The sequence below is a fragment of the Nonomuraea sp. MTCD27 genome (genome assembly GCF_041950495.1).
Classification (GTDB): Bacteria; Actinomycetota; Actinomycetes; order Streptosporangiales; family Streptosporangiaceae; genus Nonomuraea.
In genome coordinates this window covers 251,076-277,501 of the sequence record NZ_JBGNUW010000009.1, presented here as the reverse complement: position 1 = coordinate 277,501, position 26,426 = coordinate 251,076, and the positions used below count along the sequence as shown (strand labels likewise).

General features: G+C 68.0%; 23 protein-coding genes and 1 tRNA gene. 13 read left to right on the top strand and 11 right to left on the bottom strand.

Annotation, left to right across the window (positions count from 1 at the left end):
• Positions 1-3: 3 nt before the first annotated feature.
• On the top strand, positions 4-837 hold the full coding sequence (locus ACBJ59_RS27035; RefSeq protein WP_375113051.1) for a universal stress protein: 834 nt from the start codon (positions 4-6) through the stop codon (positions 835-837).
• A gap of 35 nt (positions 838-872) precedes the next feature.
• Positions 873-1,982, top strand: coding sequence for a cellulose binding domain-containing protein (locus tag ACBJ59_RS27030; RefSeq protein WP_375113050.1), 1,110 nt, complete (start codon positions 873-875; stop codon positions 1,980-1,982).
• Here ACBJ59_RS27030 and ACBJ59_RS27025 read toward each other — a convergent pair.
• The 4 genes from ACBJ59_RS27025 to ACBJ59_RS27010 form a co-directional block, all read right to left on the bottom strand.
• Positions 1,966-2,463: a YbaK/prolyl-tRNA synthetase associated domain-containing protein gene (locus ACBJ59_RS27025; protein WP_375113049.1), complete on the bottom strand. Its 498-nt coding sequence runs from the start codon at positions 2,461-2,463 to the stop codon at positions 1,966-1,968. The two genes, ACBJ59_RS27030 and ACBJ59_RS27025, sit on opposite strands and share 17 nt — an antisense overlap.
• Complete coding sequence (locus tag ACBJ59_RS27020; protein ID WP_375113048.1) at positions 2,453-2,755, bottom strand: ArsR/SmtB family transcription factor; 303 nt, start codon at positions 2,753-2,755, stop codon at positions 2,453-2,455. Before ACBJ59_RS27020 ends, ACBJ59_RS27025 begins: the two co-directional genes overlap by 11 nt.
• A gap of 68 nt (positions 2,756-2,823) precedes the next feature.
• Entirely contained in the window at positions 2,824-3,492 is a 669-nt protein-coding gene (locus tag ACBJ59_RS27015; protein ID WP_375113047.1) for an AIM24 family protein, read from the bottom strand.
• 221 nt (positions 3,493-3,713) lie between these two features.
• Positions 3,714-4,100 carry a response regulator transcription factor gene (locus tag ACBJ59_RS27010; RefSeq protein WP_375113046.1) on the bottom strand — a complete coding sequence of 129 codons (387 nt, stop codon included), beginning with the start codon at positions 4,098-4,100 and terminating at the stop codon, positions 3,714-3,716.
• A gap of 114 nt (positions 4,101-4,214) precedes the next feature.
• Between ACBJ59_RS27010 and ACBJ59_RS27005 the strand changes: the two genes are divergently transcribed.
• The 3 genes from ACBJ59_RS27005 (at position 4,215) to ACBJ59_RS26995 (ending at position 5,625) form a co-directional block, all read left to right on the top strand.
• Positions 4,215-4,286 (top strand) — tRNA-Arg (locus tag ACBJ59_RS27005).
• A 461-nt stretch (positions 4,287-4,747) separates the two neighbouring features.
• A complete protein-coding gene (locus ACBJ59_RS27000) occupies positions 4,748-5,110 on the top strand; it encodes a hypothetical protein (protein WP_375113045.1) in 363 nt (120 codons plus the stop codon).
• A 281-nt stretch (positions 5,111-5,391) separates the two neighbouring features.
• Positions 5,392-5,625 carry a hypothetical protein gene (locus tag ACBJ59_RS26995; protein ID WP_375113044.1) on the top strand — a complete coding sequence of 78 codons (234 nt, stop codon included), beginning with the start codon at positions 5,392-5,394 and terminating at the stop codon, positions 5,623-5,625.
• Positions 5,626-5,637: 12 nt separating this feature from the next.
• Here the strand turns inward: ACBJ59_RS26995 and ACBJ59_RS26990 are convergent, their stop codons facing one another.
• Positions 5,638-6,483, bottom strand: a complete 846-nt coding sequence (locus ACBJ59_RS26990; RefSeq protein ID WP_375113043.1) for a tetratricopeptide repeat protein — start codon at positions 6,481-6,483, stop codon at positions 5,638-5,640.
• Positions 6,484-6,751: 268 nt separating this feature from the next.
• Positions 6,752-10,300, bottom strand: coding sequence for a protein kinase (locus ACBJ59_RS26985; RefSeq protein ID WP_375113042.1), 3,549 nt, complete (start codon positions 10,298-10,300; stop codon positions 6,752-6,754).
• Between the two features lie 820 nt (positions 10,301-11,120).
• On the opposite strand from ACBJ59_RS26985, the gene ACBJ59_RS26980 reads away from it, so the two are divergent.
• From ACBJ59_RS26980 to ACBJ59_RS26970, 3 genes are all read left to right on the top strand, one after another.
• On the top strand, positions 11,121-11,309 hold the full coding sequence (locus ACBJ59_RS26980; protein ID WP_375113041.1) for a hypothetical protein: 189 nt from the start codon (positions 11,121-11,123) through the stop codon (positions 11,307-11,309).
• 294 nt (positions 11,310-11,603) lie between these two features.
• On the top strand, positions 11,604-12,011 hold the full coding sequence (locus tag ACBJ59_RS26975) for a DUF3592 domain-containing protein (protein WP_375113040.1): 408 nt from the start codon (positions 11,604-11,606) through the stop codon (positions 12,009-12,011).
• 100 nt (positions 12,012-12,111) lie between these two features.
• Positions 12,112-13,035 (top strand): hypothetical protein, encoded by a 924-nt coding sequence (locus ACBJ59_RS26970; protein WP_375113039.1) that lies wholly within the window; start codon positions 12,112-12,114, stop codon positions 13,033-13,035.
• 138 nt (positions 13,036-13,173) lie between these two features.
• On the opposite strand, the gene ACBJ59_RS26965 is transcribed toward ACBJ59_RS26970, so the two are convergent.
• From ACBJ59_RS26965 to ACBJ59_RS26945, 5 genes are all read right to left on the bottom strand, one after another.
• A complete protein-coding gene (locus ACBJ59_RS26965) occupies positions 13,174-13,755 on the bottom strand; it encodes a dihydrofolate reductase family protein (RefSeq protein WP_375113038.1) in 582 nt (193 codons plus the stop codon).
• Positions 13,756-13,822: 67 nt separating this feature from the next.
• The gene (locus ACBJ59_RS26960) at positions 13,823-14,662 is read right to left on the bottom strand and encodes a helix-turn-helix domain-containing protein (RefSeq protein ID WP_375113037.1); all 840 of its coding nucleotides are present in this window, start codon (positions 14,660-14,662) and stop codon (positions 13,823-13,825) included.
• Between the two features lie 797 nt (positions 14,663-15,459).
• Positions 15,460-16,053 carry a DUF6461 domain-containing protein gene (locus ACBJ59_RS26955; RefSeq protein WP_375113036.1) on the bottom strand — a complete coding sequence of 198 codons (594 nt, stop codon included), beginning with the start codon at positions 16,051-16,053 and terminating at the stop codon, positions 15,460-15,462.
• Between the two features lie 526 nt (positions 16,054-16,579).
• Positions 16,580-17,191: a DUF6461 domain-containing protein gene (locus ACBJ59_RS26950; protein WP_375113035.1), complete on the bottom strand. Its 612-nt coding sequence runs from the start codon at positions 17,189-17,191 to the stop codon at positions 16,580-16,582.
• A gap of 79 nt (positions 17,192-17,270) precedes the next feature.
• Complete coding sequence (locus ACBJ59_RS26945; protein WP_375113034.1) at positions 17,271-17,990, bottom strand: hypothetical protein; 720 nt, start codon at positions 17,988-17,990, stop codon at positions 17,271-17,273.
• Between the two features lie 422 nt (positions 17,991-18,412).
• Here ACBJ59_RS26945 and ACBJ59_RS26940 point away from each other — a divergent pair, with 422 nt between their 5' ends.
• The 5 genes from ACBJ59_RS26940 (at position 18,413) to ACBJ59_RS26920 (ending at position 26,315) form a co-directional block, all read left to right on the top strand.
• Positions 18,413-19,786 carry a DUF262 domain-containing protein gene (locus ACBJ59_RS26940; protein WP_375113033.1) on the top strand — a complete coding sequence of 458 codons (1,374 nt, stop codon included), beginning with the start codon at positions 18,413-18,415 and terminating at the stop codon, positions 19,784-19,786.
• A 21-nt stretch (positions 19,787-19,807) separates the two neighbouring features.
• Positions 19,808-20,746, top strand: coding sequence for an RNA-binding domain-containing protein (locus ACBJ59_RS26935; protein WP_375113032.1), 939 nt, complete (start codon positions 19,808-19,810; stop codon positions 20,744-20,746).
• A gap of 361 nt (positions 20,747-21,107) precedes the next feature.
• The gene (locus ACBJ59_RS26930; protein ID WP_375113031.1) at positions 21,108-22,190 is read left to right on the top strand and encodes an HNH endonuclease; all 1,083 of its coding nucleotides are present in this window, start codon (positions 21,108-21,110) and stop codon (positions 22,188-22,190) included.
• A 16-nt stretch (positions 22,191-22,206) separates the two neighbouring features.
• Complete coding sequence (locus ACBJ59_RS26925; protein WP_375113030.1) at positions 22,207-25,134, top strand: DEAD/DEAH box helicase; 2,928 nt, start codon at positions 22,207-22,209, stop codon at positions 25,132-25,134.
• Positions 25,131-26,315 carry a hypothetical protein gene (locus tag ACBJ59_RS26920; RefSeq protein WP_375113029.1) on the top strand — a complete coding sequence of 395 codons (1,185 nt, stop codon included), beginning with the start codon at positions 25,131-25,133 and terminating at the stop codon, positions 26,313-26,315. The genes ACBJ59_RS26925 and ACBJ59_RS26920 overlap by 4 nt, the downstream gene beginning before the upstream one ends.
• Positions 26,316-26,426 lie beyond the last annotated feature (111 nt).

Below are 26,426 nucleotides of genomic sequence, written 5' to 3'. Positions count from 1 at the left end.
GACGTGATCATCGTAGGGGTGGACGGCTCCCGCACCGGCCTTGAGGCGGCCGGGTGGGCCGCGGCCGAGGCGGAGCTGCGCCAGGCGCCGCTGACCGTCGCGCACGCCGTACCGAAGTGGGTGTGCGAGCAGGGCGCCGTCCGCTACGCCGAGGTGGCCCGGTGGATGCGCGACGGCGCGAACACGGTGCTCACCTCGGCGGAGGAGCGGGCCCGCCGGGAGTGGCCGCAGGTGCGGGTGGAGGGCGTCCTGCTGCCCGGCGATCCCCGCTCCGCGCTGGTCAAGGCGTCCGAGGGGGCCGAGCTGCTGGTCGTCGGCAGCCGCGGGATCGGCGGCGTCCGGGGGTTGCTGGTCGGGTCGGTCGCGTACGGAGTGTCCGCGCACGCGCGTACGAACGTCGTACTGATCCACGGGCGCCCCGACACCCCGCGCGGCGAGATCGTGGCCGGGACCGACGGCTCGCCCGGCGCCGGGCGGGCACTGGAGTTCGCCTTCCACGAGGCCGAGCTGCGCGGCGCCCGGCTGCACGCCGTACAGGCGTGGGCCTGGCCGCACGTGAGCGGCTTCGAGCCGGCCGACCGCGAGAGCGAGCAGGACACGCTGCGGAGGTTGAAGGAGTCGCTGACCGCGCACCGGGAGCGGCATCCCGGGGTGGACGTGGTGGCGGAGGTCGTCCACGGGCACCCCATGGAGGTGCTCAAGGAGGCCGCTTCCGGCGCCGACCTGCTCGTGGTCGGCTCGCGCGGGCACGGCCAGCTCGCGGGCATGCTCATCGGCTCGATCAGCCAGGCCCTGCTCCACCACGCCCCCTGCCCCCTGGCCGTGGTCCGCGCCTGAAAGTTACATGCGTCGCCCCAGGTCACGCCCCCGCGATGATCGTCTCCCTTTCCGCCGCGAGCCCGCGCTCCTACGATCTGCGCAGGCTACGACGGGAGCAGACGATGCCCAAGACCGGCGCCGCGCTGGCCGCGATGCTGGCCCTGGCCGCCGCGGTGTTGTTCGCCACCACCGCGTCGGCCGGCGCCGCCGCCACCAGGATCATGCCCCTGGGCGACTCGATCACCGGATCCCCCGGCTGCTGGCGGGCCCTGCTCTGGAACCGCCTCCAGAGCACCGGCCACACGAACGTCGACTTCGTCGGCACCCTCCCGCCCCAGGGCTGCGGGGTCGCGCACGACGGCGACAACGAGGGCCACGGCGGCTACCTCGCCACCAACATCGCCGGCCAGAACCTGCTGCCCGGCTGGCTCTCCGCCACCCGGCCCGACGTCGTGCTGATGCACCTGGGCACCAACGACGTGTGGAGCAACATCGCGCCGGCGACGATCCTCGGCTCGTTCACCACGCTCGTCAACCAGATGCGGGCGAGCAACCCCGGCATGAAGATCCTCGTCGCCAAGATCATCCCGATGAACCCGTCCTCCTGCGCGGACTGCGCCCAGCGGGCCGTGAACTTCAACAACGCCATCCCCGCCTGGGCCGCGGCCACCAGCACCGCGCAGTCGCCGATCACGGTGGTGGACCAGTGGACGGGCTTCAGCACGGCCACCGACACCTACGACGGGGTGCACCCGAACGCCGCGGGCGACCAGAAGATGTCCGACAAGTGGTACCCGCCCCTGGTCGAGGCACTGTCCGGCACCGCCACGCCCACCGCCACCACCACGACCCCGCCGCCGCCCGGCGGCTGCACGGCCACGTACAGCAACACCGGTCAGTGGCAGGGCGGCTTCCAGGGCGAGGTCATCGTCAAGAACGCCGGCACCACGCCGATGAACGCGTGGACGGTGGCGTGGACGTTCGCCGACGGCCAGCGGGTCACCCAGCTCTGGGGCGGCACGCTGAGCGCGAGCGGCTCCTCGGTGACGGTACGCAACGCCGGCTGGAACGGCCTGCTGGCGCCCGGGGCCTCCACCGCGTTCGGCTTCCTGGCCTCCTGGAACGGCACCAACACGGCCCCCACGCCTAGTTGCTCAGCGTGATGTCCGCCATCCGGGGCGCCGCCAGCCGTACGTAGTCGTCGGTCGCCAGCGCCACGGAGCGGTCGAGCCGGGCGGCGTTGAAGTAGAGCTCGGGCCGGTCCAGCAGCGAGGGATCGGCGACCAGCTCGAGCCGGGAGTCGTAGCTGAAGGGCAGCACGGTCCCGCTCACGCTCCCGGCCAGCTCCTCGGCCTTCTCCTTGCCGGCGAAGGCCACGTACGTGCCGTCGAGCAGCGCCTTGACCGCCTGGAGGTCGAGCCGGGCATCGCCGGGCACGACGGCCAGCACGTGCCGGGTCTGCTTCTTGCCGACCTTGACCATCACGATCAGGCACTTGGCGGCCTGCGCGACGTCGTGCCCGCGCAGCGCGCTGACCAGCTCCGTACGTCCCTCGGGCGCGTGGTCGATCACCCGATAGCGCGCCCCGGCGGCGTCCATGTCGGCGATCAGGCGCTCGTAGGCGGCGTTCGGCTCACCAGTCACTGCTCAACAACTCCTTCGCGGCGGCGATCCGGCCCTCGTCGCGCTGGTAGAACACCCACTGCTTGATCTTGCGGCCGCGGATCAGCCCCGCCTTGGCCAGCACCTTGAGATGCTCGCCGCAGGTGGGCTGGCTCACGCCGAGCTTCTCGGCGATGAACAGCGAGCAGACCCCGTCGCGTACGAGATCGCCGTCGCGCTGCGGCGGGAAGTGCCGCTCGGGGTCGCGCAGCCACTCCAGGATCAGCAGCCTCTTGTCATTGGCCAGCGCCTTGACCAGGTCGACGTCCAGCACAAAGGCATTATGGCAATTAGCTAATTACCTGTCTACCCGTCGCGTCTACCCGTCGCCCGGAGCCGCGGTCACTTGGCGGCCGTCACCACGGGAGCCCCCTCGCTGGCCTGCACCAGCACGAACCCCTGCCCCCTGAACGCCAGCTGCATGGCCTCCCCGCTCCCCCGCCCGATCAACGCCCCCACCTTCATCGTCCGGTTGACGCCGACCTCCAGCCCCGCGCTCCAGCAGACCGCCGACTGACCATCGGCGAACGTCGGCATGCGAGCCGCGTCGAGCAGCACCGGCGTGCCATGCGTGGTCACCGCCACCCACCCCGTCCCGGTGACCGTGGTGTTGAACAGTCCGCCGGCCGCGACCCCCGCACCCTGCACGCGCTGGATGTCCCAGGAAAGCTGCGGCTGGAAGGCCAGCAGGTTGCGCCCGTTGACCGTGATGCCCTCGTTCTCCAGGTAGAACAGGTGGATGTCGTCGGCGTTGTCAGCGAGATAGAGCAGCCCCTGGCCGCGTACACGCATGAGCGAGCCACCCTCGCCCGTCATGGCCTTCTTGAACATCTTCCCGAGGCTGCCCGCGCCCTCGTAGTCGAAGTCCATCTGCCCCTGGAAGGCGACCATGGACCCCTGCTTGGCCAGCACCTCGTGGGGCAACTGGACGCGGAGCATCTTCCCGTTCTCCAGGGCGAAACCGGGGGGCAGTTGCTGGGGGTCGAGGTTGCCGAAGATCGAGCTGCGCACGTTTTCCAGCCTTTCGGAGAGAGGTGATGCGGCCAGCGTACGGAACAACCCACCCACGCGGATCGAGCCCCCGCTCAGCCCCGGCCAGCCCGACTGCCATCACCCTCGAACACGGCGACGCTCGCAAGCCCGCCGAGCCTCCTCAACACCCACCCCACCCACCAACTCAAGCCCTGGCCCTGGCCCTGGCACCCACGGACACAGGACGGAAACCCACCAGCTCAGGGCCGGGAACCCGCCGCCAGATCCCGAACAACCTGAATCAACTCAGCAGGATCGAACGGCTTGGTCAGATAGGCATCCACCCCGATGCCCCGCCCCCGCATCTTGTCGTCGTCCTGAGCCCTGGCCGTGATGAGCACCACCTTGATGTGACTGGTGGCCTCCTCCGTCCGCAACCTCTGCGCCGTCGTCCACCCGTCCAGGAACGGCATCATCACATCAAGCGTGATGACGTCGGGCATGACGTCGAGCACCCGATCGAGGCAGTCCTGCCCATCCGTGGCGGTCACCACCTCGAACCCCTCCAGGTTCAGGTTCACCGCGATGAGCTGCCGGATGACCTCGTCGTCATCCACGACCAGTACTTTCCCAAGAACCTCACCCACGGGCGCAAAGTTACCTGTAGCGGGCTGGTCACGGGTGGTTTTCGCTGGATGCGTTCAAGGAGCTCTAATCTGGTGCCGAGTGGTGTCGGGATGCTGATAGCCTTATCACTCGTCGCCCCCTTAGCTCAGGGGATAGAGCACCGGCCTCCGGAGCCGGGTGCGTAGGTTCGAATCCTACAGGGGGCACACGACCTTGATCAGCGGTTCCGGCCGCTGACCAGGGCAAACATCACAGGTACGGGCGGGTCTCCAGTCTCACGGAGTCCCGCCCGTTCTCGTTGACGCTCATGGGTTGTGGACCAGGTATGGGCCATGATCAAGCTGCTGATCGAGCTTCGGACGGCGAGACGCCCCATGTCTTCTGTGCGCCTTGAACATGAGCCGCCGCCAGCGTTGAGCGGGAGATCCGCCGAATCCGTTTGATAGCGGATCATTGGCCGCCATCACGACCCATATGGGCTGCCAGCGGTGTACCGGATCACGATGAACGGCAGTCGTTGTGGATCTGTCCAGTCGTTCGAGGCCGGCTGACCGAGGCTCCTAAGGGTGCGGGCCGCTTACGGCAGTGCTTGCTCCTTCCAGGGAGGTGATCGTCCAGGCCGCGACCGACCTGCTGGACGAAGGCGGCGAGAGCGCGCTGACGCTGCGTGCCTCACCATCCGCCTGAGCACCGGCTACGGCCCGGCGCGGTCGTCGACGCCGACCCGCGGGAAGCGCTGCGCGGCGTCGCGCTGGGCCTGTTCGACGCGATCGACGCCCACCCGTGGGTCGGCGCCGAGCTGTCCCGGCAACCGTGGCGGCCTGCGCTGCTCGACTTCTACGAGAGCGTCGGCAGGCTGCTGCACGCGCTCGCCGTCCCCGAGCGAGCGCGCTTCGACGCGGCCGGCGCCCTGGTGAACTACGTCCTCGGCGTCGCCGCACAGAACGCCGCAAGCCGCGGCCGGGGGCGAGACCAGGAGACGGGCCGGGCGGACTTCCTGGCCGGCATCGCCTCCCTGCGCCGGACGTGAGATGAACGGACCGTCGTCGTTCCGGCACCACCGCGGCCGACACCGCTCTGCCGCCCGCCGACGCTCACCGAGCGTCTCACCATCCGAACGCAGGGTTGATCATCAGGCAGGTCCTCCCTAGGGTTCAGGGCCAACCAAGCCATCGCTTGCTGGAGGACTGTTGAAGACCCGTATTCTGAGCGCCGCGCTGGCCATCGCAACATTGAGTGGACTGCTGGTGGCAAGCCCGGCGCAGGCGAGGGACGGAGTGTCTTCCGATCTGTCCCGGTGACAACCTTCCGGTGAAGGCCCGGATCGTATACAAACACACCACCGGAACCTGGCTCACGCTCCCCTGGAAGAAGGACACCAACGGCTGCGCCGACAAGGGCACCAACTTCGGAAACTTCACCCTCTCCCGCTCCCGGTCCATATCGGCGGCCACCCTGGAGCTGTGCGTCTACAACAAAAAGTCTGACTTTCACTGCGTCAACACCACGATTCGCTACAACCAGTACGTACACCCGGGCCGCTGACGCTCAGGCAGGTCACAGCATGTTCCCGATCGGCCCGGGCATCTCGGGGACGGGCTGATCGAGCAGCTCGTCCAGCTCCGCGCGGGTCAGGAGGCGCGCCTCCAGCAGAGTCGTGCAGCAGTCCCGCCAGATCCTGCGCGCCTCGGCGGGCCGGCCCGGCTCGTGCAGGGTCTGGCCGTACCACCAGGCGGCCGCGGCATGGCAGATGCGATATCCGGCTTCGCGGAGGAGGGTCAGCGCGACCTGGAAGGTGTCGGCCGCCTCGGCGAGGCGTCCCGCGTGCATGTAGGCGCGGGCCAGGGTCTCGTGGGACGTGCCCTCCACGTACAGGCTGCCGCTCCACTCCACGACGGCGATCTTCGCCTGAGCTATGGCCTCCTCGAACCGGCGCTGCCGGCAGTGCAGGTGTACGCCGTTGTTGTGGATGGTGCCTCGCGCGTAGGCGTCGCCCGTCTCCTCGGCGATCTCCATGGCGCGGGCGAAGTTGATCCGGGCGAGGTCGAGCTGCCCCAGCAGGGTGTGGATGATGCCGAGGTCGTTGAAGGCGCCGATTCTCCGGTGCGGCAGACCTGCCCTGCCCCAGCACACGACGGTCTGTTTCAGCTGCTCGATCGCCTGCTCGTAACGCCCCTGGTCGCGGTAGGCCCAGCCGAGGAAGCTCGCCGCCTGCGCCTGGCCGGCCCAGTCTCCGCACCGCGCCGCCACCGCGATCGCGTTCAGGTGGACGTCGGCCAGGTGGGTGACCCAGCCGCGGTAGTTGAACGGCCGGTGCAGCCCGAGGGCGGTGTGCGGATCGGCGGACTCGGCCGCCTGGTGCGCCACGGCGAGCAGGTTGGCCCGCTCGGCCACGGTCCACACGTCGACCTCCCCCGCGACGCCCCCAGCCGGCTCTCCCCATGCCGCACCGCCAACCCATGCATGTGCTGATACGAGACCACCGCAGCGACCGAGGTCGTCATCGTCTGCCGGATCCAAACGTCGGCGGGCGCAGCGAAGGCCCTGCTCGGCCTCATCGCTCAACACCGCCCTTGACCACCTCGGTACGGGTCTCGACGATGAGGCGGCCCCGCGGCACCGCAGGTGGAGCCGCCCAACGCTCGACCCCCCCGTCAGACCCAACCCCTGGTCATGACCGCGATCGTGCTTGTCCCGGCTGGGTCGAGGGGGCACAGACCCGGCGGTAGGGCAGCTCGGGGACGAAGCGGTGCCACTCTCCCGGCGACAGCTCATGTCCCGCGAGCGCGCACACCGCCGTCGCCGTCGGTGCCGGATCCATCTTCTCCGCCCGCACCTCACCCCGTACCCCGACCGTGTACAGCAGCCCGTCCGAGGGCGCGAACGCCAGGTCCACCGCCTCCTCTCCAACAGCGAACGCCCCCATGGGACGTCCCGTCGCCACATCCCACAGGCGGACCCCGGCCGGTGTGGACGCCGCCAGCGTGCGGCCGTCGTGGGAGAAGGCGGGCGCCGACGCGGACTTCGCCGCCAGCCGCACCGCCGACGGCCGCCAAGTGCGGGTGTCCCACACGGTGATTCCCGCCGGTCCCGCCATCGCCAGCGATCTGCCGCCGGGGCCGAAGACCGGGACGCCCGCGTCCAGCCGCCGTACCACGCGCCCGGACGGGATCTCCATCACCGCTCCGGTCCCGGTGACCAAGGTCCGGCCGTCCGGGCCGAACGCCACCGGCTGGTTCGCGTGCGCCTCCCGCAGCAGCGTCACCTTCTTCGTACGCCATCGCCACAGCTCCATCGGCGCCTCGCTGCCCTCGTCGATATCGCCCACCTGGGTGGGAGAGACGGCCAGCGAGGCACCGTCCGGGCCGAACTCCAGCGTCGACACCCCCTCCATCTGCTGCTCGATCGCGAACACCGCTTTGACCGTGAGATCCGTCGCGTCCAGCACCGCCACCGACGCTTTGTTCGGGTCCGCCCCCGCCAGGGTCAGGAATCCGCCCACCGCGACCAGCGAGCCGTCAGGGCTGACCGCCACCTCGCAGCAGGGGGAATCGTCCGCGCCTTCCCCTTCGGCGGCGACCCGCAACGATCGCGGCGACCCGCCGGTCTCCGCGTTCCGCACCTCCAGCCGGGTCCCCATGACCGTCGCCGCCGTGGTCCCGCCCAGCGCGCCGCGCCCCGGTTCGGCGGCCCGCGCACCGCCCGGTTCGGCCGTCCGCAACGTCAGCACCGTCCCGTTCTGGCCCAGCAGCCGTAGCGTCCTGCCGTCGGCGCCGAACGCCGAGGGCCTCTCCACCCCCGACGTCGCGAACGGCACCCGCGACAGTTCGGTGCCGTCCGCGGTCCGGTACACCACGATCTCGTCGTCGTCGTCGGTCACCAGCAGCGCCCCGTCCGGCGACAGCGCCACATTGCGCGTGCCCGCACCGTCGGCGAACGTCCAGTCCAGCGCGCTGCCCGTGGCGAGATCCCAGAAGCTCACCGCGCCGTCGCGCACCGTGGCGAAGACCTTGCCATCCGCGCTGAACACCGCATCCGTGGCGTCCCTCCAGTCCTCCAGGTACTCCAGCGTGCGCTCCTTGCCCGACACCAGATCCCACACCCGCACCTGCGAGGTGTCAACGGAGTTCAGGCCCGTCACCGCGTACCTGCCGTCCGGGCCGAGCTCGTCCACCAGGGCGCCCCCCGGCGCGCGGAGTGCGCGGCGGGTGCGCACATCCACCCATACCGTGTTCTGCACCTCCATCCCCGGGGGCAGCCGGAGGAACCTGCCGTCGGAGCTGAACCGCATGGACTCCCGCACCAGGAACGTGTACCCGCCGCCGAACCCGGTGCCCACCGGCCGTCCCGACCGTACGTCCCACAGCCGCACCGACCGTTCGTCCCGCACCGCCAGCAGCGAACCGTCGTGGTTCAGGGCCGCCTGCCGTACACCCGCGCCCACGCCCGTCACCCGAGCGGCCCGCTTGTGCCCGGCCACGTCCCACACCGTCGCCACGCCCTCGCGCACCCCGACCAGCATCGTGCCCGTGGTGTTCAGCGCGTACACCGTTCCGGGGGCCGCGTCCGGAGGGGAGAACACGTCCCGGGCCGGATGCGTCAGCGCCTCGCGCAATCCCGCCCGCGTCTCCGGTTCCTGCGGGCCGACCCGCCATGCCGCCACGTTCAGCAGCATCGCCGTGCGCGGATCGGCCAGCCGCATTCCCTGCGCGCGGATCACCAGCGACCGGGCCACCGCCCGTTCCAGGTGCGCCGCCACCGCCGCCCTCTCGGTCACCGCCTCGCGCCGCTGCGCCTCGGCGTACACGCCCGCGCCCGACGCGACCAGTGTCAGCGCCGCCAGCGCGGCCGTCACCTGGCGGCGCCGCCGTGACCGGCGCGCCGCCGCCGTCAGCCCCTCGGTCAGAAACCGGTCCTCCAGCGGGCTCAGGGTCAGATAGCGCCGCCCACCGGTCGCCCACGTACGCGCGAGCTCCAAGGCACTGCCCTGGTACAGGTCGCTCGGACGGCGTTCGTGGCGGTCCCACAATCGCGCCGCCTCGCTCAGCCGCCGGTGGATCGCCAGCCCCGGCCGCTCAGCCTCCAGCCACTCTCGTAATCGCGGCCATGCCCGGGGCAGCGCCGCGTTCGCCAGCCGCACTCCGGCGTCCTGCCTGACGACCAGGCCGGCCTCCAGCAAGGCCGTAAGGACCGTCTCGTGGCCGGGCCGGCCCCCGCACACCTCCGCCGGATCGGCGGTCCGCAGCACGTCCTCGCCGCCGTCGCCCGTCTGGATCAACCGCAGCAACACGTCCGGCACCACCGCCCGCTCGGCCGCGGGCAGGGCGTCGTACATCCTCTCCGCCACCGCCCCCAACGGCGGCGAGGCCACCATCACCGCCGGCCGCGCCCGCGCCGCGGCGCTGAACCCGCGATCCAGCAGCGCTCCGCCGGGCCCGCGCCCGCCTCGGCCGCTCAGCAGATCCAGCAGCAGATCCCGAGCCGGAGGGCGGTCCCGCGCCGGTTTGGCCAGGGCGCGACTCACCGCGGAGCGCAGCACCGGTGGCAGCACCTCGCAGTCCGGCTCCAGCGTCAGCACCCGATGCATGATCGCGCCCATCGTCGTCGCCTCGAACGGGCTGTGTCCTGTGGCCGCGAACAGCACCACCGCCGCCCACGCGAACACATCCGAGGCGGGCCCCGCCCGTTCGCCGCTCAGCACCTCCGGGGACATGTACGGCGGAGTGCCCCGCACCTGGTTGGACGCCGAATGCGACATCTCCTGGGTACGGGCGATCCCGAAATCGATCACCCGCGGGCCCTCGGGGCTCAGCAGCACGTTGTCCGGCTTCAGATCCCGGTGCACCACGCCCGCCTCATGGATCGCCACCAGCGCGGTCATGATGCCGATCGCCAAGGCGTGCAGCCGGTCGCCGGAGAACACCCCGCCGTCCTCCACCGCCCGGCGCAGGCTCGGTCCCTCGACGTATTCGCTCACCAGGTACGGCTGGTCGCCCGAGCCGTCCGCCGCGATCAGCCGCGCGGTGCAGAACGATGCCACCCGCTGCGCCGCGGCCACTTCCCGGGCGAAATCCTTGCCCCGGGATCCACGCCGGAGCACCTTGACCGCTACTCGGCCTCCCGCGTCGTCGTAGGCCTCGTACACGACGCCCTGGCCGCCCTCGCCCAGCCGCCGCGCCACCCAGTATCCACCCAGCCGATCAGGATCACCCGCCGCCATCGCACTCTCCACCCCGCCGAGCGAGCGCGTGCTTGCCGCGCCTTCAGGAGAGTTCGACGCCACCGGCACGCCTTTGGTTCAGGACGGCTCCCAGGCGTGAGGAGAGCAGCGCCGGTTACGCCGGATGAAAGGGCTCAGTGGGCATCACGGCCACACAACAACCGTTGGTGGAGCTGAAGACCGTGATGCTCTGCCTGGCCGTTGGCTTGGCCCGTCTGATCGGCTGGACCAGCATCTCCGCAGCCACCGACGACTACCGCCGCCCCGACGACGGCCCTCAGCTACGTACTCGGTCTCACAACACGAGAGCACTTCGGCCCTGCCCGGGGGCACTCGGCTAGATCGGCATTTTCAGCCCCTGGCTGCGGTTTCTCAGCCGCAGGTCCTTTTTGTTTCGGCCAGCGCGGGATCACTCGGAGTTCGTGAAGACAACGAGAGAGCATGCGGTGGCCGCGGGCCACGTCGAGCCGCGCCGCGCCGGGCCGCCAGCGCGTACGTACGCGGGATGCTGGCCGACATCGACCGCAAGAACTGCTGGAACCTGGCCGAGCACGCCGGGCTGACCGGCCCGATGGGACGCCAACGCCATCCGCGGTGACGTGCGCGCTTTTGTGGTTGACCGGCTCGGTCCGGAGGGTGTGCTGCTCGTCCGCTCGCGGTGTTGATCGCGCTGGGAGCGACCAGCGTGAGGCAGATGGCTCTGCCGGCCCACCAGGAGCAGGCATCCGGCACGCCACAGCAGGACTCCACCATCCGGCGGGCGCTGGAACCGATCGGCAAGGGATGAGTTACTGCGCGTCAGACCTACCCTCGGGCCAGGGTGTGGGTCCTGATCGCCGCCGCAGAGACAGGTTTCCTCTGGTTACGGGCGGCCGGCAAGGTGCCGACTGGGCGGATCGTCATCGACGTGGACGCCACGCTGATCACCGACCACTCCGATGAAGCAGGGCGCTTCGGCCACCTTCATCCCGCACCGACGATTTCGGCACTCGTTCACTCACTCTCGTGAACACGATCCGGACAGCTCCTCCCAAATCGGGTCGTTTGCAGCTATGAATGCCTTGTTGTCCGTATTGATCAGCCCGAAAAAGCGTCAATGTGACTCCGCTCACACTCTGATCACGCGCATGAACCAACCCCCCGGAAACTTGGTCAAACGCCAAAAGAAGTTATTCCACATCTGAACACCACGTACATAAAGGAGAAACCGCAGTAGGGGCAGGCCACCTTATCGAGCCTTACGGCACGCGGGAAACCAGCCCTTACCACGGCTGATTCTCACGTGAGCGAAAGGTGACCCTTGTTGGAATCGACATCTTCACCCGCGCCGCTCTGTTTTTTCGGTTTGGCATACCTGGCGTACGGTATCTGGCTGCTGATCAGCGCACGACGGCTCCGTGCCCGCGGCGTTCGGGCACCCGGCGTAATCACTGGCCTGGTGCAGAGTCGTGACCCTGATAGCCCTACCCGCAAGCCGACTTTCCGTTTCACGACCCTCGAAGGCCACGAGGTCGAAGTCACCTCGAAGTTCGGTGAGGCCAACCCTCCTCGACCAGGAGATCGCGTCACCATCCTCTACGACCCGCAAAAGCTGCGACATGCCCGCATCGACACCGGCGGTCAGCGCGGTTCCACCATGGGGTGGTTCGTGACGGGCTCCGGCCTGCTTTTCGTGACCCTCTGCGTGCTCATCACTCTCAACATCATCTAACTCCGATGGAGCCGCGCTCCGCACTCCTGCGAGCACTGGTTTCTCCGTCCAGAACCACCAGAGCGTCCGCGGTACCGAGTTGATATCGCAAAGGAGCCAGATGTCCGCAGTGCAACCGCAACACGACCGCAGGCCCGATCCCGATGGCGGCCACGCGGCCAGGCGCGTCATCGCCACCGTGCTCTTTCCATGGATGACCGCCAAGTTCCTGTTCAAGCCCCGGGTCGGTCCCTTGCGCAAAGACCGGATGCTGGACCGGCTCTCGTTCTGGAGATCGGTGGTCGGCCTCGGCGTGATCCTGATAGCGACTTCCCGCTACCAGGATGTTTGGGCCAACATCATCCGAAAGGCGATGGAAACCGGGCGGCTTGCCTTGGTTCTGCTGCCGCTACCGATCCTCGTGATATTCATCGTGACCCGCTCCGGCCGCCGCCGCCAACTCCTGCCCGGCGTGCTGCTTCTGATAGGACGCGCGGTGCTCGCGCTGGCCTTCTTCTACCTGCCGATCGTGTTGATCCTCGCCGCAGCCGGTGAGCTCAACATCGACTCCCTCGCCAACGGTGACGTCGAATTTCAGCATGACATCGACGTCAACGCCTCGGGGACAGCAGCACTCTGGCTGCTCGCCGCGATAGGCTTGGTGATTGTCCTCATTCCCTGGTTCTTGGGCTTCTGGTATTGCACGATCTACTGGGCAGCGCGCACCGGATTCTGGATGGGCGATATCCATCCGCTGCTCGCACCGATCGGCACAACGAGTCTCATGCTGCTGATCAGCGGCCAGGAGATCATCGCGCGCGACACCAATGGCGTGCCCGACTGGCTGTGGCTCACGCTGAACCTCTGCGGCGCGGCCACGGCGCTGGTGCTGGCTGTATTCGAATACCGGCACCTCCGGTCGACCGGTTACCGGTTCCGCAACGGACCGGAACCAGCGGCCACGGATTCGGACAGCCGGACGGCCGAGGTGGAGGTCGCGATCGGGGCCGCAGGACCGGAGACGGGTAGGGGCAATGCCTGCTGACGAGCTCGGTGGTCCGCAACCGTCTTCGTGCAGATACGCCCATCCCGGTCGCGAAACCGGGCCCGTGATCTCGCGCCATGTCCGGCCTTGACGCCCGCCACCACGACCGGGGAGCCGCGCCTGCCCGGCTCGGACCGGTCATCGGCGCACGCGACAGCGCAGGTGGAGCACCCGGTTGCCCTGGATCACCACATGGGGATCCTCCAGCAGGTGCTGCGCGTCGACCGAGCCGAAGTAGCGCTTGCCGGACCCGAACACCACGGGCACGACGTCCATGGCCACCTCGTCCACGAGCCCCGCGGCCAGCATCTGGCCACCGACGTCGCCGGCGGCGACCTCGACCGTGCGGTCGCCCGCGAGCTCCTGTGCCTTGGCCATGGCGGTCTCGACGCCGTCGGCGAAGTGGAACGGCGCCTCGGGGTCCCAGCCTTCGGGCATCGGCCGGTGCGTCACGACGACCACGTGGGCGATCCCGCCCGGCGGCTTGCCGCCCCAGCCGTTCGTCATGTCGAAGACGTGGCGACCGACGATCGTCACGCCGATCTCGTCCCAGTATGACCGGGTGTAGTCGTAGGACGCCTGCGACACCTTGATCTGCCCGCTCTCGTCCAGCGGGACGTCACCGTTGGACAACCACTCGAACAGCGGGCCCACCTGGTCGTTCCGGTCCGCGATGAAGCCGTCGACCGACACCGAGCTGTACATGACCACCTTGCCCATGGCTCTCTCCTGTTCATCGGGAAGTGCCCATACTGGCGTGCCGAGGGGTGCCGGCTCTTGTAAGAAATCAATCGGCAGGCAGTGGCCCGACGTCGAGCGCGTGGCCAGGATGCTCGCGCAGGAACCGCCGCCTGGCGTCGACGTACCGGGTGGGGGTGAGGCCCGTGAACGTCCGGAACTCGTGCCCGAAGTGGGCCTGGTCGAAGTAGCCCGCGCGCCCGGCGAGCTCGACCCAGTCGACCGGCCCGGTGGGGTCGATCGCGAGCACGATGCCGGCGAAGCGGTAGGTGCGCGCCAGCCGCTTCGGTGTGACGCCGATGAGGGCCTTGAACCGTTGTGCCAGATAGGTGGTGCTGACGCCGGCGGCCACGCTCAGACCACCGATCGTCACCGTGCCCCCGGCCGCGGCGATGACGCCGCTCGTGTGCCGGACCAGCCCCAGGCCGGTGGTCTCGGTGAGCCGCCGCAGCAGCTCGTCCTCGAGCAGCGCCAGCATCTCGTGCGGCCCGGGCGCCAGGGCCAGCCGCTCGCGCAGCTCGGTGACGGCGCGGCCGCCCCAGACCTGCTCCACCGTCACCGGCAGGTCGCGCAGCTCGGCCGCGGGCATCCCCAGGAACGGCGCCAGCCCCCATGGCTTGAAGTGCACGCCCACCGACCTGGTACCCGGCGGGTAGCCGAACTCGACGGCGCGGGTGGGGGTGGTGATCACGCACCCGTCGGCGTATCCGGCCGTCCCGATGCCGGTGGCGGCGCGGATGCGGAACGGCGGCCCGAGGTTGAGGACGAGCAACGCCGACGGCATCGGCGGCAACATCAGCCGGGAGTACGGCGGGGTGCCCTCCAGGTAGTAGATGTCGTCGATCAGCTCGTTCAGCGGCGGTCGCGGCACCAGGGACACGTACTGCACACGTCACAGCATTGCCGACGCACGGATGGGCCGCCAGGTCGTGGCTGCCCGCACCGCCTGCCGCCGGCGCGCTCCGTACGGGTCTTAGGTCAAGCCGGTACTTCCTCGCCTATGAGGAGCGGCAGTGCGGCCTGGTGGCGACGATCCGTCCTTGATCACGGAGAGCCCCCGTAGCGGGCCGGTCCGCGTTCATTGGATGTCTTGAGACCGGAGCGCCGGACGTCACAGCCAGGTCAGCCTCCGATTTGGACTAGCAGCCCGACGGCAATCGGCCACGTCCGCCCGGCCAACCGTACAGACACAACCCTTGATCGGGCCCATTGACTCTGACGCGACGCGGAAGGATCGTGCCTTGGAGCCTGTTCAGCAGCACGATGGGGCTGCTTGGCGCTGCGGCCGTCACCGTTGCTCCAGCAGGAGTAGGCCTGATCGACAGCACGCGGCTGTCCCGTCAGCAAGCTCCCATCGGCCAGGTGCTCGCTGCTCTTACGCTCGGAGCGTCAGGATCGGTGAGGAACACTGTGGCGGCCATATCACGGTTCTTCGCGACACCGTCTTCCTGGCTTACGCAGCCAGTTGGATGATCACGCACTGGTGAACGCAAGGCATCGGTTCCTGCTCGTGATCCATATGCTGAACCACCCGCCCCCCACCGGTTACCTGCTGGGTTGATCGCGCTGCCGTTCGTGCTGGTGTACCAGTGATGGACGTAGTGCGTGTGCGGGAAACGCGTACAGGTGGCCGGGCCGCGAACCGCATGAGCGACTGGAACGTCCTAGCGCTCTCGGCCGCCCGGCTCATGCCGGGGGCATGCAACCGACGGTCACCCCCAGGTGAGTGCGCTCCGGCCACGCCGAATCGAAGCGCACCGAGGTGATCTTCTCGGCCAGCGTCAGCGTTGCCGCAAACCAGTCCTGAGCCCATACGTCGAGGCCCACACCGTGCTCGACGACCCAGCCCACCTCTGCCTCATCGGGGTTCACGATGTCGAGGGCCATCGGGTCAAAGGAATAAAGGACATGGCCGTGCTCGGCCCACTTGACGTAGGCATCCCCATTTACGGTCCAGTAGACGCTCAAGGCGGCTCCGTCCGAGGAGAGCCGCCGCAACAACGCGGACGTAATGCCGCGATGGCTCGTCGGCTCCACCACCACGACCCAGTCGCCCTGCTGATCGAGCAGGATGGCGCCGTCGCTCGGGTCGCCGGGATCGAGGTCGTACCCTTCCTCGTATATGTCCTCGAAATCGGCCTCACGTGTCCGGAGCGGATCTCCGCCGAAACGGCGGACGCATTCTGGTAAGGGCAGGCCACCGACCCACGTGATGCAGGTTGGTTCTTCGAAGAGCAGGTGTGCCGTCGCGTTATAGCCATCGAATATGTCGCTCATCATGACTCCACAAGGAGGGCGCGGCACGATCAGATATACGCAATCGTGCCGCGCCTGGATTTAAATCAGCCAGATGATCCTAAGCGTCCACGGTACAGCCGTACAGGTGGAAGAGCTCCATATCCATCGCAGCCGTCTAGGGCCCAGCATTGATTGCCTCCGGTTTTTGTCGGGGATAGAACCCTCGACTTTCGCACTGGCCCTGGTCACCTTCATGCGGCCACCGTCGGTACACCCCGGCGCCCACCACTGAACACACCGGGTATCTTCTTCGGCGCCCCGTTTCCGGCCTTGGGAATGGTGGTCTCCGGCTTGTAGAGTGCCGCCGCTACGTAAGTGCGAGACCGTCTTGGTGACGAGCGGGACATTCTCGTCAAGATGAAGACCTCAAGGCCGCCAAGATCGAAGCCCCCTGGGGCGCGCCGGCGCGAAGACGGCGGCGACTTCTACGACCGGCGCGATGCGAGTCAGCCCGGCGGCGCGCGGGTCGGCAGCCTGGCGACGTACCGCACGGGCTGAGCTTGAGCCGTCAGGAGGTGGGCCGGATGCAGGAGTGCTGCGCCTCGAACCAGTCGGCGGCGATGCCGGTCCCCGTGAAGCGCCCGATCAGGGCCAGAGCAGAGCTGACGCTCTCCTCCCGGTCAACGCGATCGTCGAAGACGTCGTCCGCGCTGATCTGGAAGCGCAGCCCGTCCATCAGATGATCGAGCGCGTACGGGTCGTCGCCGAAGCGTAACTCCGGCTGGGAAGGACTGAATGAGGTCACCAGGCGCCCGTCGCGGGCGTAATGGAGGTAGTCCCGGTTGCTGATGTCCATGCTGAGGCCCAAGGCCTCGCGACCGCCTGCGGTGATGGACAGCAGATGGTCGCGGTCGGCGGTCGCCGGCACGATGCTGATCCAGTCTCCGGCCTCGGCGACCCAGAGGGATTCGTCGTCGATGTTCCGGTCGAGGATCTCACTCAGGTGGCACGGGGTGCGGGTGGAGAGGTCCAACTGGTAGATCGGGGCGAGCGTGTCGAGGTCCGTGCCCTTGATCCAGATGGCGCTGAATCCCAGCGCCCACAGGTCCATGTCGCCGTCGAGCCCCTCCGTGAAGAGAGTCGAGGCCAGAAGGTCGTGCAGGTAGGTCGGTGACTGCATGGCCGCCTCTCGACCAGGAGGGGGCATCCCACTGGATGCCCCCTCCTCAAAGGTGGTTACGGGTTACCTTGCTTGGTCGTCACGAAGAAGGCGTTGGCGGTGCGCCGTCCTTTATTCTCACGAAGAAGGCGTTGCCGGGCCGGTTCTGCAGGCCCCCTTCGAGGGTTGCGTTGGGAAGGACACGATAGGGGGCGTAGAAAGCGCCCAGGTCGCGGCCTGCGGCCTGGTTGTGGTCCGTGCTGACCATGCGGAGCGAGGCGTTGAGAGAAGGAACCCAGACGTTGTTCTCCATCTTGCCGTCGACGCCGATCGCTTGCCAGGTGGACGCGAACAGGTATTCGTCGCATTGTTTGTTCGGATCGTCACGTCCGGGAAGATCCTTGCAGTACTTGTCTAGATTGTTGGAGTTCTTCGAGTTGTACAGCGCTCCGTCCGGAGCTGGGACCCGGTCTCTGTTGGCCCGCTTGGTCAAGGGAACTTTCCGGCAATGAGCCGCGTCTGGCGAGTTCAGACACCCGTCGTAGTTGCCGGGGAAGTTCTTGGTTATGGGCGCTCCCTCCTTGGTTACCTTTGGATCCGTGTCCCGCGGATTCTGGAAGGCGAATCGGATGTGCTGGGCCACCTCTCCTCGGTGAGGGTCTCCGGTGTACATGGTGTAGACCCGGTCAACGCCGAGGAAGCGGCACCCTCCGGTGTTCCCTCTCCACGTGGTTCTGTCGTTCACGCGGACGCGGTAGCTGATGCGCTCGCTGTCGCACCGCGCGACGAAAGGCAGGTCGCCGTTGATGGTCGGGACCACCAACCAGACGGACGCTGACCACGAGTACCAAAGCGACGCCCGCGAGAGACATCAGCCACGCCCAATCAGGCATGATCCATGCCACGCAAATCACCAGAGAGGATCGTCCAAAACGACGGCAGGTCTCGGCGCGTGTGGCCAGTTGAGGTCCATGCGCACGCCGCTGCTCAGTTCGACGACGGCCATTACGTGGCTCTCTGCCACGAACACAACATTCCCGCTCGTATCCTGCCACGAGGGAAGCAACCCTGACATTCAGGATATTCGCGTTTTATCACCACAACGGGCAACGAGAGCCCGCTCACCGACCTGGCGCGCAAGACCGCCTCACTGGTTAAATCTCAGGCGGTGTTAATCGTGACGTCCGCCAGGAGCTTTCGTCTGCCCTGTCGCGAGAGCAACGTCTGCGGAAAGGAACCGGAGTGGCGAAAACGTTCGAGAGCGGCGACATTCCGCTGGCGGACCTGCTCGGCCAGGCGCACCAGGGAGTACTGCAACTGCCCGATTTCCAGCGTGGGTGGGTCTGGGACGACGACCACATCGTGAGTCTGCTGGCCTCGGTCTCTCGCTCGTTCCCGATCGGCGCCGTGATGACTCTGGAGACCGGAAACGCTGACGTGCGCTTCCAGCCCCGGCTACTCCAGGGAGTCCCGAGTTCCGCGACGGCGGACAAACCGAAGTACCTGCTGCTCGACGGGCAGCAGCGCACGACCTCTCTCTACCTCGCGCTCCGTTCCGGAGCACCGGTCCCGACCCGGGATACGCGGAAGAAGGACGTTGAGCGCTGGTACTTCGCCGACATCCATGCGTGCATCGACCCGGACGCCGACCGGAATGACGCCATCCTGTCACTACCGGCAGACAAGCGGCGGGTGAATGCCCGCGGCGACGTCGTGCTCGACGCCTCCGCGACCGAGATGCAGGTGAGAGCCGGTAAGGCGGGCCTCTTCCCGCTCGACATCGTCCTCAACCCGGCCGCCATCACCGATTGGCAGGTCGCCTTCTTCATGGCGGGGCCTCCAGAGGAGCAGGTGAAGATCTGGAAGAGTTTCCAGGAGGCACTGATCCTGCCGTTCCTGCATTACAGCGTTCCGCGGATCGCGCTTGATCAGAAGACGACCAAGGAAGCCGTCTGCCAGGTCTTCGAGAAGGTAAACACCGGCGGCGTCGAGCTGACGGTCTTCGAGCTGCTGACGGCGACGTACGCCGCGGAGAACTTCCGGTTGCGCGAGGACTGGGAGAGGCGGCGAGCGACCTGGGCGGACGAGCCGCTGCTCGCAGACCTGGACGCCACGACCTTCTTGCAGATCGTCACGCTGCTCTGGACTCGTGACCGCTGGGAGGAACGCACCCGGGACCGGATTCGCAGTGACCGCGTCCCGGCCGTGTCGGCCAAACGCCGCGACATGCTGTCGCTGCCCCTGAGCGAATACCGGCGCTGGGCCGATGCCGTCACCCGGGCGTTGCAGGGAGTGGTGCGATTCCTGCAACGCGAGCGCATCTTCCGCGCCCGCGACCTCCCGTACAGCACCCAGCTCGTTCCCTTGACGGCGATTCTCACCTTGCTCGGCGAGGGCGCGTTCACGCCGGAGCCGATCGCGAAGTTGCGTCAGTGGTACTGGTGCGGGGTGTTCGGCGAGTTGTACGGCGGCACCACGGAGACCCGCTTCGCCAACGACCTCCAGGACGTGCTCGCGTGGGTTCAGGACAACGGCGAGGAACCGCGCACGGTGCGCGAGTCGCAGTTCCAGGCTGAACGGCTGCTGGGGTTGAGCCGCCGCAACAGTGCCGCTTAGAAGGGTCTCTACGCGCTCGTAATGAAGCGGGGCGGTCGCGATTTCCGCACCGGCGAGACGATCGACGCGAAGGCGTACGCGGCGGACTCGATCGACATCCGCCACATCTTCCCTCAGAAATGGTGCGCGGCGAACGGCATTGACAGCGCGTATGCCAACTGCATCGTCAACAAGACCGCCATCGACGGGCAGACATGGGGATGGATGGGCGCGAGCGCGCCGAGCAAGTATCTGGTCGCGATCGAATCCGGTGTGCCGGTGAGTCCGCAGGACCTGGACGCGATCTGCAACAGCCACGACATCGACCCGGTCGCGCTCCGTCAGGACGACTTCGGCGCCGTCTTCGACGCACGCTTCGAACGGCTGATCCGTCAGATCGAGGATGCGACCGGCCGGCCGGTGAACCGGGGCGACGGCCAGGACAGCCCCTTCTCCGTGCAGCGCGGCGCCGCCGCGCTGGCACGCGGTATCGAGGCACTGATCAAGGCCGGGGAGAGCAAGGTCGTCGAGTTCAAGTCGACCGGCCGCATGAACCTGGACACCGGGCTGAAGGATCAGGCGATGGAGTGGGCGGTCATCAAGACCGTCGCCGGCTTCATGAACGGGCACGGAGGGACGCTGCTGGTCGGCGTTCAGGACGACGGATCAGTGCTGGGCCTGGAAGAGGAACTGGCCGTCTTCTCCAAGAAGAACACCGATGGCTGGGAGCAGTGGCTGACCGGGCTGCTCATTCAGTCCTTCGGCAAGGCCGTGACGGCCAACGTGACCGTCGCGTTCGGCACCGTCGACGAACGCACAGTCGCCCGCGTCAACGTCGCGCCCGCCTCAGCGCCGGTATATACGACCCGGACGAAGACGGGAGCGAAGGGAGCCGTCTTCCTCGTCCGGCTCAACAACACGACGCATGAACTCGACGGGCCCGAGGCCTCCAAGTATCAGCACGACCGGTGGTACAAATAGCATCGGCCGAAGCCAGGGGTTCGGAGGCGTCTCCGCACAGGCAAGACGAGCGGTCCATCCGCTCCGTCTGGCGTTTGGACTGGTTCATGAACCGCCCCCAGCTTTGATGGAGACCATGGTCCACCGAACCCAGTGATTCATCTCACCGGGTGCGAACAGTCCGGCTCTGGGGCAAGATCTATAAGGATCACTGTTGGTGTCTGCCGATGGCATCTTGCAGCGGCTGCTGATCGCAATCCAGGCCGAGGGCCGCCTGACCTCGGATTCCTACGCGCTCCGGACGCAGGCGCATTGACGTGATCTCAGCCCAACTTCTGCAGGAGAGCCACCGTCTGGAAGCAGCAGTCGTTACCATCCTGGGGTGGCGCAAGCTCAGCGCAAGCACATTCCCACTGAGATCCGGCGCGCGCTCTTCGACGCGACCGACAGGCGATGCACCATCTGCCGCAGACCCCTGGACATCGAGGGCGGCACCCACCACATCGGCGAAATGGCCCACATCGCACCGCACTCCCCGGACGGGCCTCGCCGGGAGGCGGCCAGGCCGACCGAAGTCGATGGCCTCGGCAACCTCATGTTGCTGTGCCCGAGCTGCCATCGGACCATCGACAAAGAGCCGGGCCTGTGGCCGGACGATCAGTTGCGCGCCATCAAGGCCGAGCATGAGGGGTGGGTGGTCGTCGAACGAGCCCGACCGGAGCCGGACAAACCGCTTGACGTGGAGCCGACGGGCCTTGGAAAGATCGTGGAGATCGGGGGCGTCGCCTACCAGGTCGCGAGGGATCCCGAGGAGGAGAGGTCCGCGGACGGCACAGCAATCGTGTCCCGGGCGTTCGCGTTCGCGCCGGACGGCCGTCACGTCTGGATCCGCAGGATCGCCACCAGATGGTCCAGTTCCGAGGCCCTGGAACGCCGCCTCGCCCTGGCCGCCGAGGCCGGCCTGCTCACCGAAGCACTCCCCGGCCTGCCAACGCCCGTCGCGGCGTCCATGACCGCAGAGAGGGCGACGCTGGTCACCGCGCTGCCTTCGTTCACCACCCTGGCCCACTTCTACGGCGGCCGAGGCCGCGAAGCCGAGGCCGTCCGTGTCCTGGCCGCCGGAGCCGCCGGGCTCTGCAAAGGGCTGGCCTCCCTACACGCCAGGGGCCTCGCCCACGGTGCCCTCGCAGATGACTCGATCATGACCGACCGGAACGGAGCGCTCTTCCTGCGCGACGCCGGCCAGGCGTTTCTGCATCCCATCGAGCCCGCCGAGGACGTCCGACAGCTGGCCGAGCTGATCCACGTGACGGTGACCGGGCGTCCACCAGTATCGCTCGTCTCGGCCGCCGTCCTGAACTCTGCCGTCCCGGAGCGCTTTGCCCGTGCCCTCGACCGCGCGCTCTCACCCGATCCGGCCGAACGTGGCGACATCGTGGAGCTCGGCGCTGGACTGCGCATCTGAGGCGAAGGAGCAGACCGTGGAGAGAAGGGTCGTCGACCTCGGTGCCGAGGTCGGTCTGATTTGGTCCAAGAACTTTCCCAGCAAGCTGATCGGGCAGCGCGAGCGTCATCCGCTCTTGCCAGGGTTGGAAGGCATCTGCCACGACCTGTGGGCGGCCGGGCCGCAGAACCTGATTCCTGCTCGTCTGGAACGCGGCCGGGAGGGCCGCCACGACTCTCTCAAGATTTATGTCGACGGCCGGTACGCGCTCATGATGTTCCCCACCCAGGACCTGCGCGGCTACCGGATCGTCTGGATCCATCCAATGCGCTTCAGCGACCACGACCAGATTGTGCGGGGCGGCCTGCTGCTGCGCGCCGGGCGATGGCGGGTCTTCGATCACCCTTATCAGCTACGTCACTCCTCCGGCTGGCCAGCCATCCAGACCGCCTGGGCCACCGGCATCACCGCACCGCCCGATCAGGAGCCCAAGGTACGGGCCTCCCACACCGCCTATCTCGACCGACTCGCCACGCTGGTGGACCAGGGACGACGGATCGAGGCCTCGGCGGGTGACGCCAGCCGGCTCGTCCCGTATCACCGCGTCTCCTCGGTGGCTGCGACCCGCCGCTCCGCGCGGTCGGTGCACGCCTTCCAGCTCATCGACGCCAACCGGCTGGCGGAAGGCACTCGCGTGCACATCGACGGCGAGCCCGATCTGCGTGGCCGTATTGAGCGGATCGACGAGGGCGTGGCGATGGTGCGGTTTGAACGGCCCGTGGACTTCGGCCGGATCCCCGAGAGCGGTGCCTTCGCCGAGTCACCCAACCTGATCGCCTTCGATAAGAAGCGAGCGGCCATCGAGATCCTGAGGGAAGGCCGCGCCCGCAATCCGCTGCTACTGACCGCGCTGGTCGACCACGGCTTCCAGACCTTCGCCCCCGCGCTCGGGCGTCATCCCCGCGAACGTCTGGACACCAGCCAGCTCAGCGCCTTCCACAAGGCGCTGGCTGTTCCCGACCTCGCCCTCATCCAGGGGCCGCCCGGCACCGGCAAGACGCACACCATCCGCCAGATCGTCCTGGCCTGTGCCGAGGAGCAGCGCAAGGTCCTCATCTCGTCCTACACCAATCGAGCGGTCGACAACGTGCTTCAGGACCTGCCGGAAGACTTGCTGGTCCTGCGTATCGGCCGAGAGAACGGCGTTACGCCGGGTTGCGAGCACCTGATGCTGGAGGCGCGGGCGGTCGAGCTCCAGCGGCGCATCGCCGAGCGGACCGAACCCGTCCTCGCCCGCTACGGCGCCGCGGCTTCGGATGGCCCAGCGGACGCGCTGTATCGACAGCTCGCCGAGGACCTGCGGCGTCTGGACGATGTCGGTGCGCAGGTCCGGCACAGCGCCGCCGCCCTGGCCGAGCGCGAAGAGCTCGTAACCGCCGATCTCCGACGGCGGATAAGGGCCCTGGACGACGAGGGGCGCCGCCACGAGGAGCTACTCGCCGGGCACATCCTTGCCCTCAACCGGCTCGACCACATGCTGAACAGGGCTCGGCGGGCCGCCGATCTCCCGCTGGTCGGCCGGCTCTTCCGGCGGCGGCTCACCCGACTCCAACAGGAGCGGTCCACGACGGCTGCCGGGTCAGAGGGCATCCGCCAGACGCTGACCGTGACGGTGCAGGATCGGGCACGGCTGGCGGCCGAGCTCGACAAGGTCCGCGCCACTCATCCCGACCTCGTGGCCGCCCGCCGGGCTCACGAACGCGACCTGGCCGGACAACGAGCCGGCGCCGAGCGGGCCGCGAAGGTCGCCACGTCCCTGCGCGGACTGCTCGACGGCGAGACGCCCGAAATCAGTGCCGACCCGGCGAGGCTGGCCGCGTTCCTCCCCGCCGCGGGTTCGGTACTCGCGCTGATGCGCAGTCGGCTCGGCCTCCTGACCTCCTGGCGGGGAGAACTCGAACGGCGGACCGAACAGTTGTACGGCGAGCTCGTCAGATACGCCGATGTGATCGGCGCGACCTGTATCGGCACCGCGACGAGCGAGCATCTCGACGACGTCGACTTCGACGTGGCCATCGTCGACGAGGCCGGCCAAATCAGCACAGCCGACCTGCTCGTTCCACTGGTCCGGGCACGCAGGGCAGTCCTCGTCGGCGACCACGTCCAGCTTCCGCCGCTGCCGGATCAACGGCTCGTCGCCTGGGCCGCGGCAGAGCACCCCGGCGATTCCGGGCTGGCTCGGCTCATCACCGACAGCGCCTTCGAGCTGCTGTTTCCCTCCACGCCTCAGGAGAACAAGGAACTGCTTCGCTTTCAGCGCCGGATGCCCGAGAGCCTGTCTCGCTTCATCTCTCGCCACTTCTACAGCGGTCTCCTGGAAACTGACGTGAGACGGGTTCACCACGACGACTTGTTCGCCGCTCCCATGGCGTTCATCGACACCGCGGAGCTCCCAGAGCGGGAGCGGCGCGAACGGAAGCCTCGCGCGGACGAGCCCTGGCCGAAGGACAGCCGGCTCAACATGTGCGAAGCCAGGCTGCTGGCGCTCCTGGCGGCCCACTACCACGCACGGTCCGACGACTGGGCGGTCATTCTCCCGTACGCGGCTCAGATCGGCCTGGTCACCTCCCTGCTCACCCGGCGCATCGGTGACGAGAGCGTCGTCGCCCGCCGGGTGGCGACCGTCGACTCGTTCCAGGGCGGCCAGCACGACACCATCCTCTTCGGGTTCACGGTCAGTAACCCGTACCGCAGCATCGGCTTCCTCCGCGAGGTACGCCGCTCCAACGTGGCCTTCTCCCGTGCCAAGCAGCGGCTGATCCTCGTCGGCGATCTCACCACGCTCCTCAACGCCAGCGACCCCGGCTTCCGCGACCTGGCGCGAGCGCTGCACGACCACGTGCGAACCGCCGGGGACCTGCGCGGGTACCGCGAAATCACGCGACACCTCGGGGAGCACCCATGAGCAGCACGTCGACCGACACAATCCTCTACGCTCCGGCCCGAGCCCTGGAACACGCTGCCGACCTACGCGGCATCCGGCCTGTACGCATCCACGCGCTCGCACTCCCTCTACACGCCGCGGAGCTCTCCGCGACCATTGAGGAACGCGGCCCGTTCGACCTCCTCGACCGGTACGTCGGCCTTGCCATCGCCGAAGGCGGGTTCACCCGGCTCCAAGACATCGCAGCGTTCCTGGGCGTCTCCGAGCACATGGTCGACCGAGTGCTGCGCTTCCTCGGCGGAATCGGCCACCTACAGGGCAGCGCCGACGCCCTCTCCCTCACCGAGCGCGGACTGCGATCAGTCCGCGACGACCGCCGCTACACCGAGAAGCAGGAGCGGCTGCGCCTGTACTTCGACGGCGTACGAGGCGGACCGCTGCGTACCGCTCACTACGCCCACGGTGTCCGGATCTTGGACCAGGACGCCGCATACGCCCAGCGGGCCTTTCACCTCCTTCCTGAAGCATGCGCCTTCCGTCCGGGCGCCGTCGCGGAGCTGGCCCGGCGTCCCGACCGGGGCGAGTACGACTTGCCGGATGAGCTGCTCAACCTCGAGGTGCTGGAGGTGAGCCGGGCATTCCTGCCTTACTACGCCGTCAGGGCGCACGACGGCCAGCGGCTCAGGACACTTGTCTACTCCGGTGTCGCCGAACTGCGGGACCATCATCTGGAGGAGATCCTCAACTCCTGGCCGAAAGCCACTCACGCGATGGAGAGCACCGACTCCGAGCAGCCCCGCGACCATTTCGCCGAGTGGATGCGCGAACGAAATATCCCCCCGCAGGCGCTCACTTGGGTCGACCACTACAGCTTCCGGCTCGTCCTCCCGCCCTCTCGCTACTCTGAGCGCACAGTCGGAGCAAGGGAGAAGGGCACCTTCTCCCTGATGATGCTCGGCTCGTACGTTGCTCCGCGCAGCCACGTCCTCCAACTGTGGTGCGACGACGCCCCTACGCGGACCAAAACCGTCCTCACCCGGGCGCTGGCCTACGTCACGGCGACCCGCCGCACGATCTCAGAACTGACGATGGTTCTCGAACGCGTCTGCCGCCAGCTCGAACCAGACACCGATATCACTGTCGATGACCTGCACGCGCACGCCCGCAGGGTAGGATACGGCGCCCTCGACCTAAAGGAATGAGGCAGGAGTTCCACCGCCCTCGCCAGACACCATCCCGCCTTGTCCGCAGCTTCGCCGAACTCCTCACGCCGGCCAAAGGCGAGGACTCCGAACCCAACCACCTGGGTCACC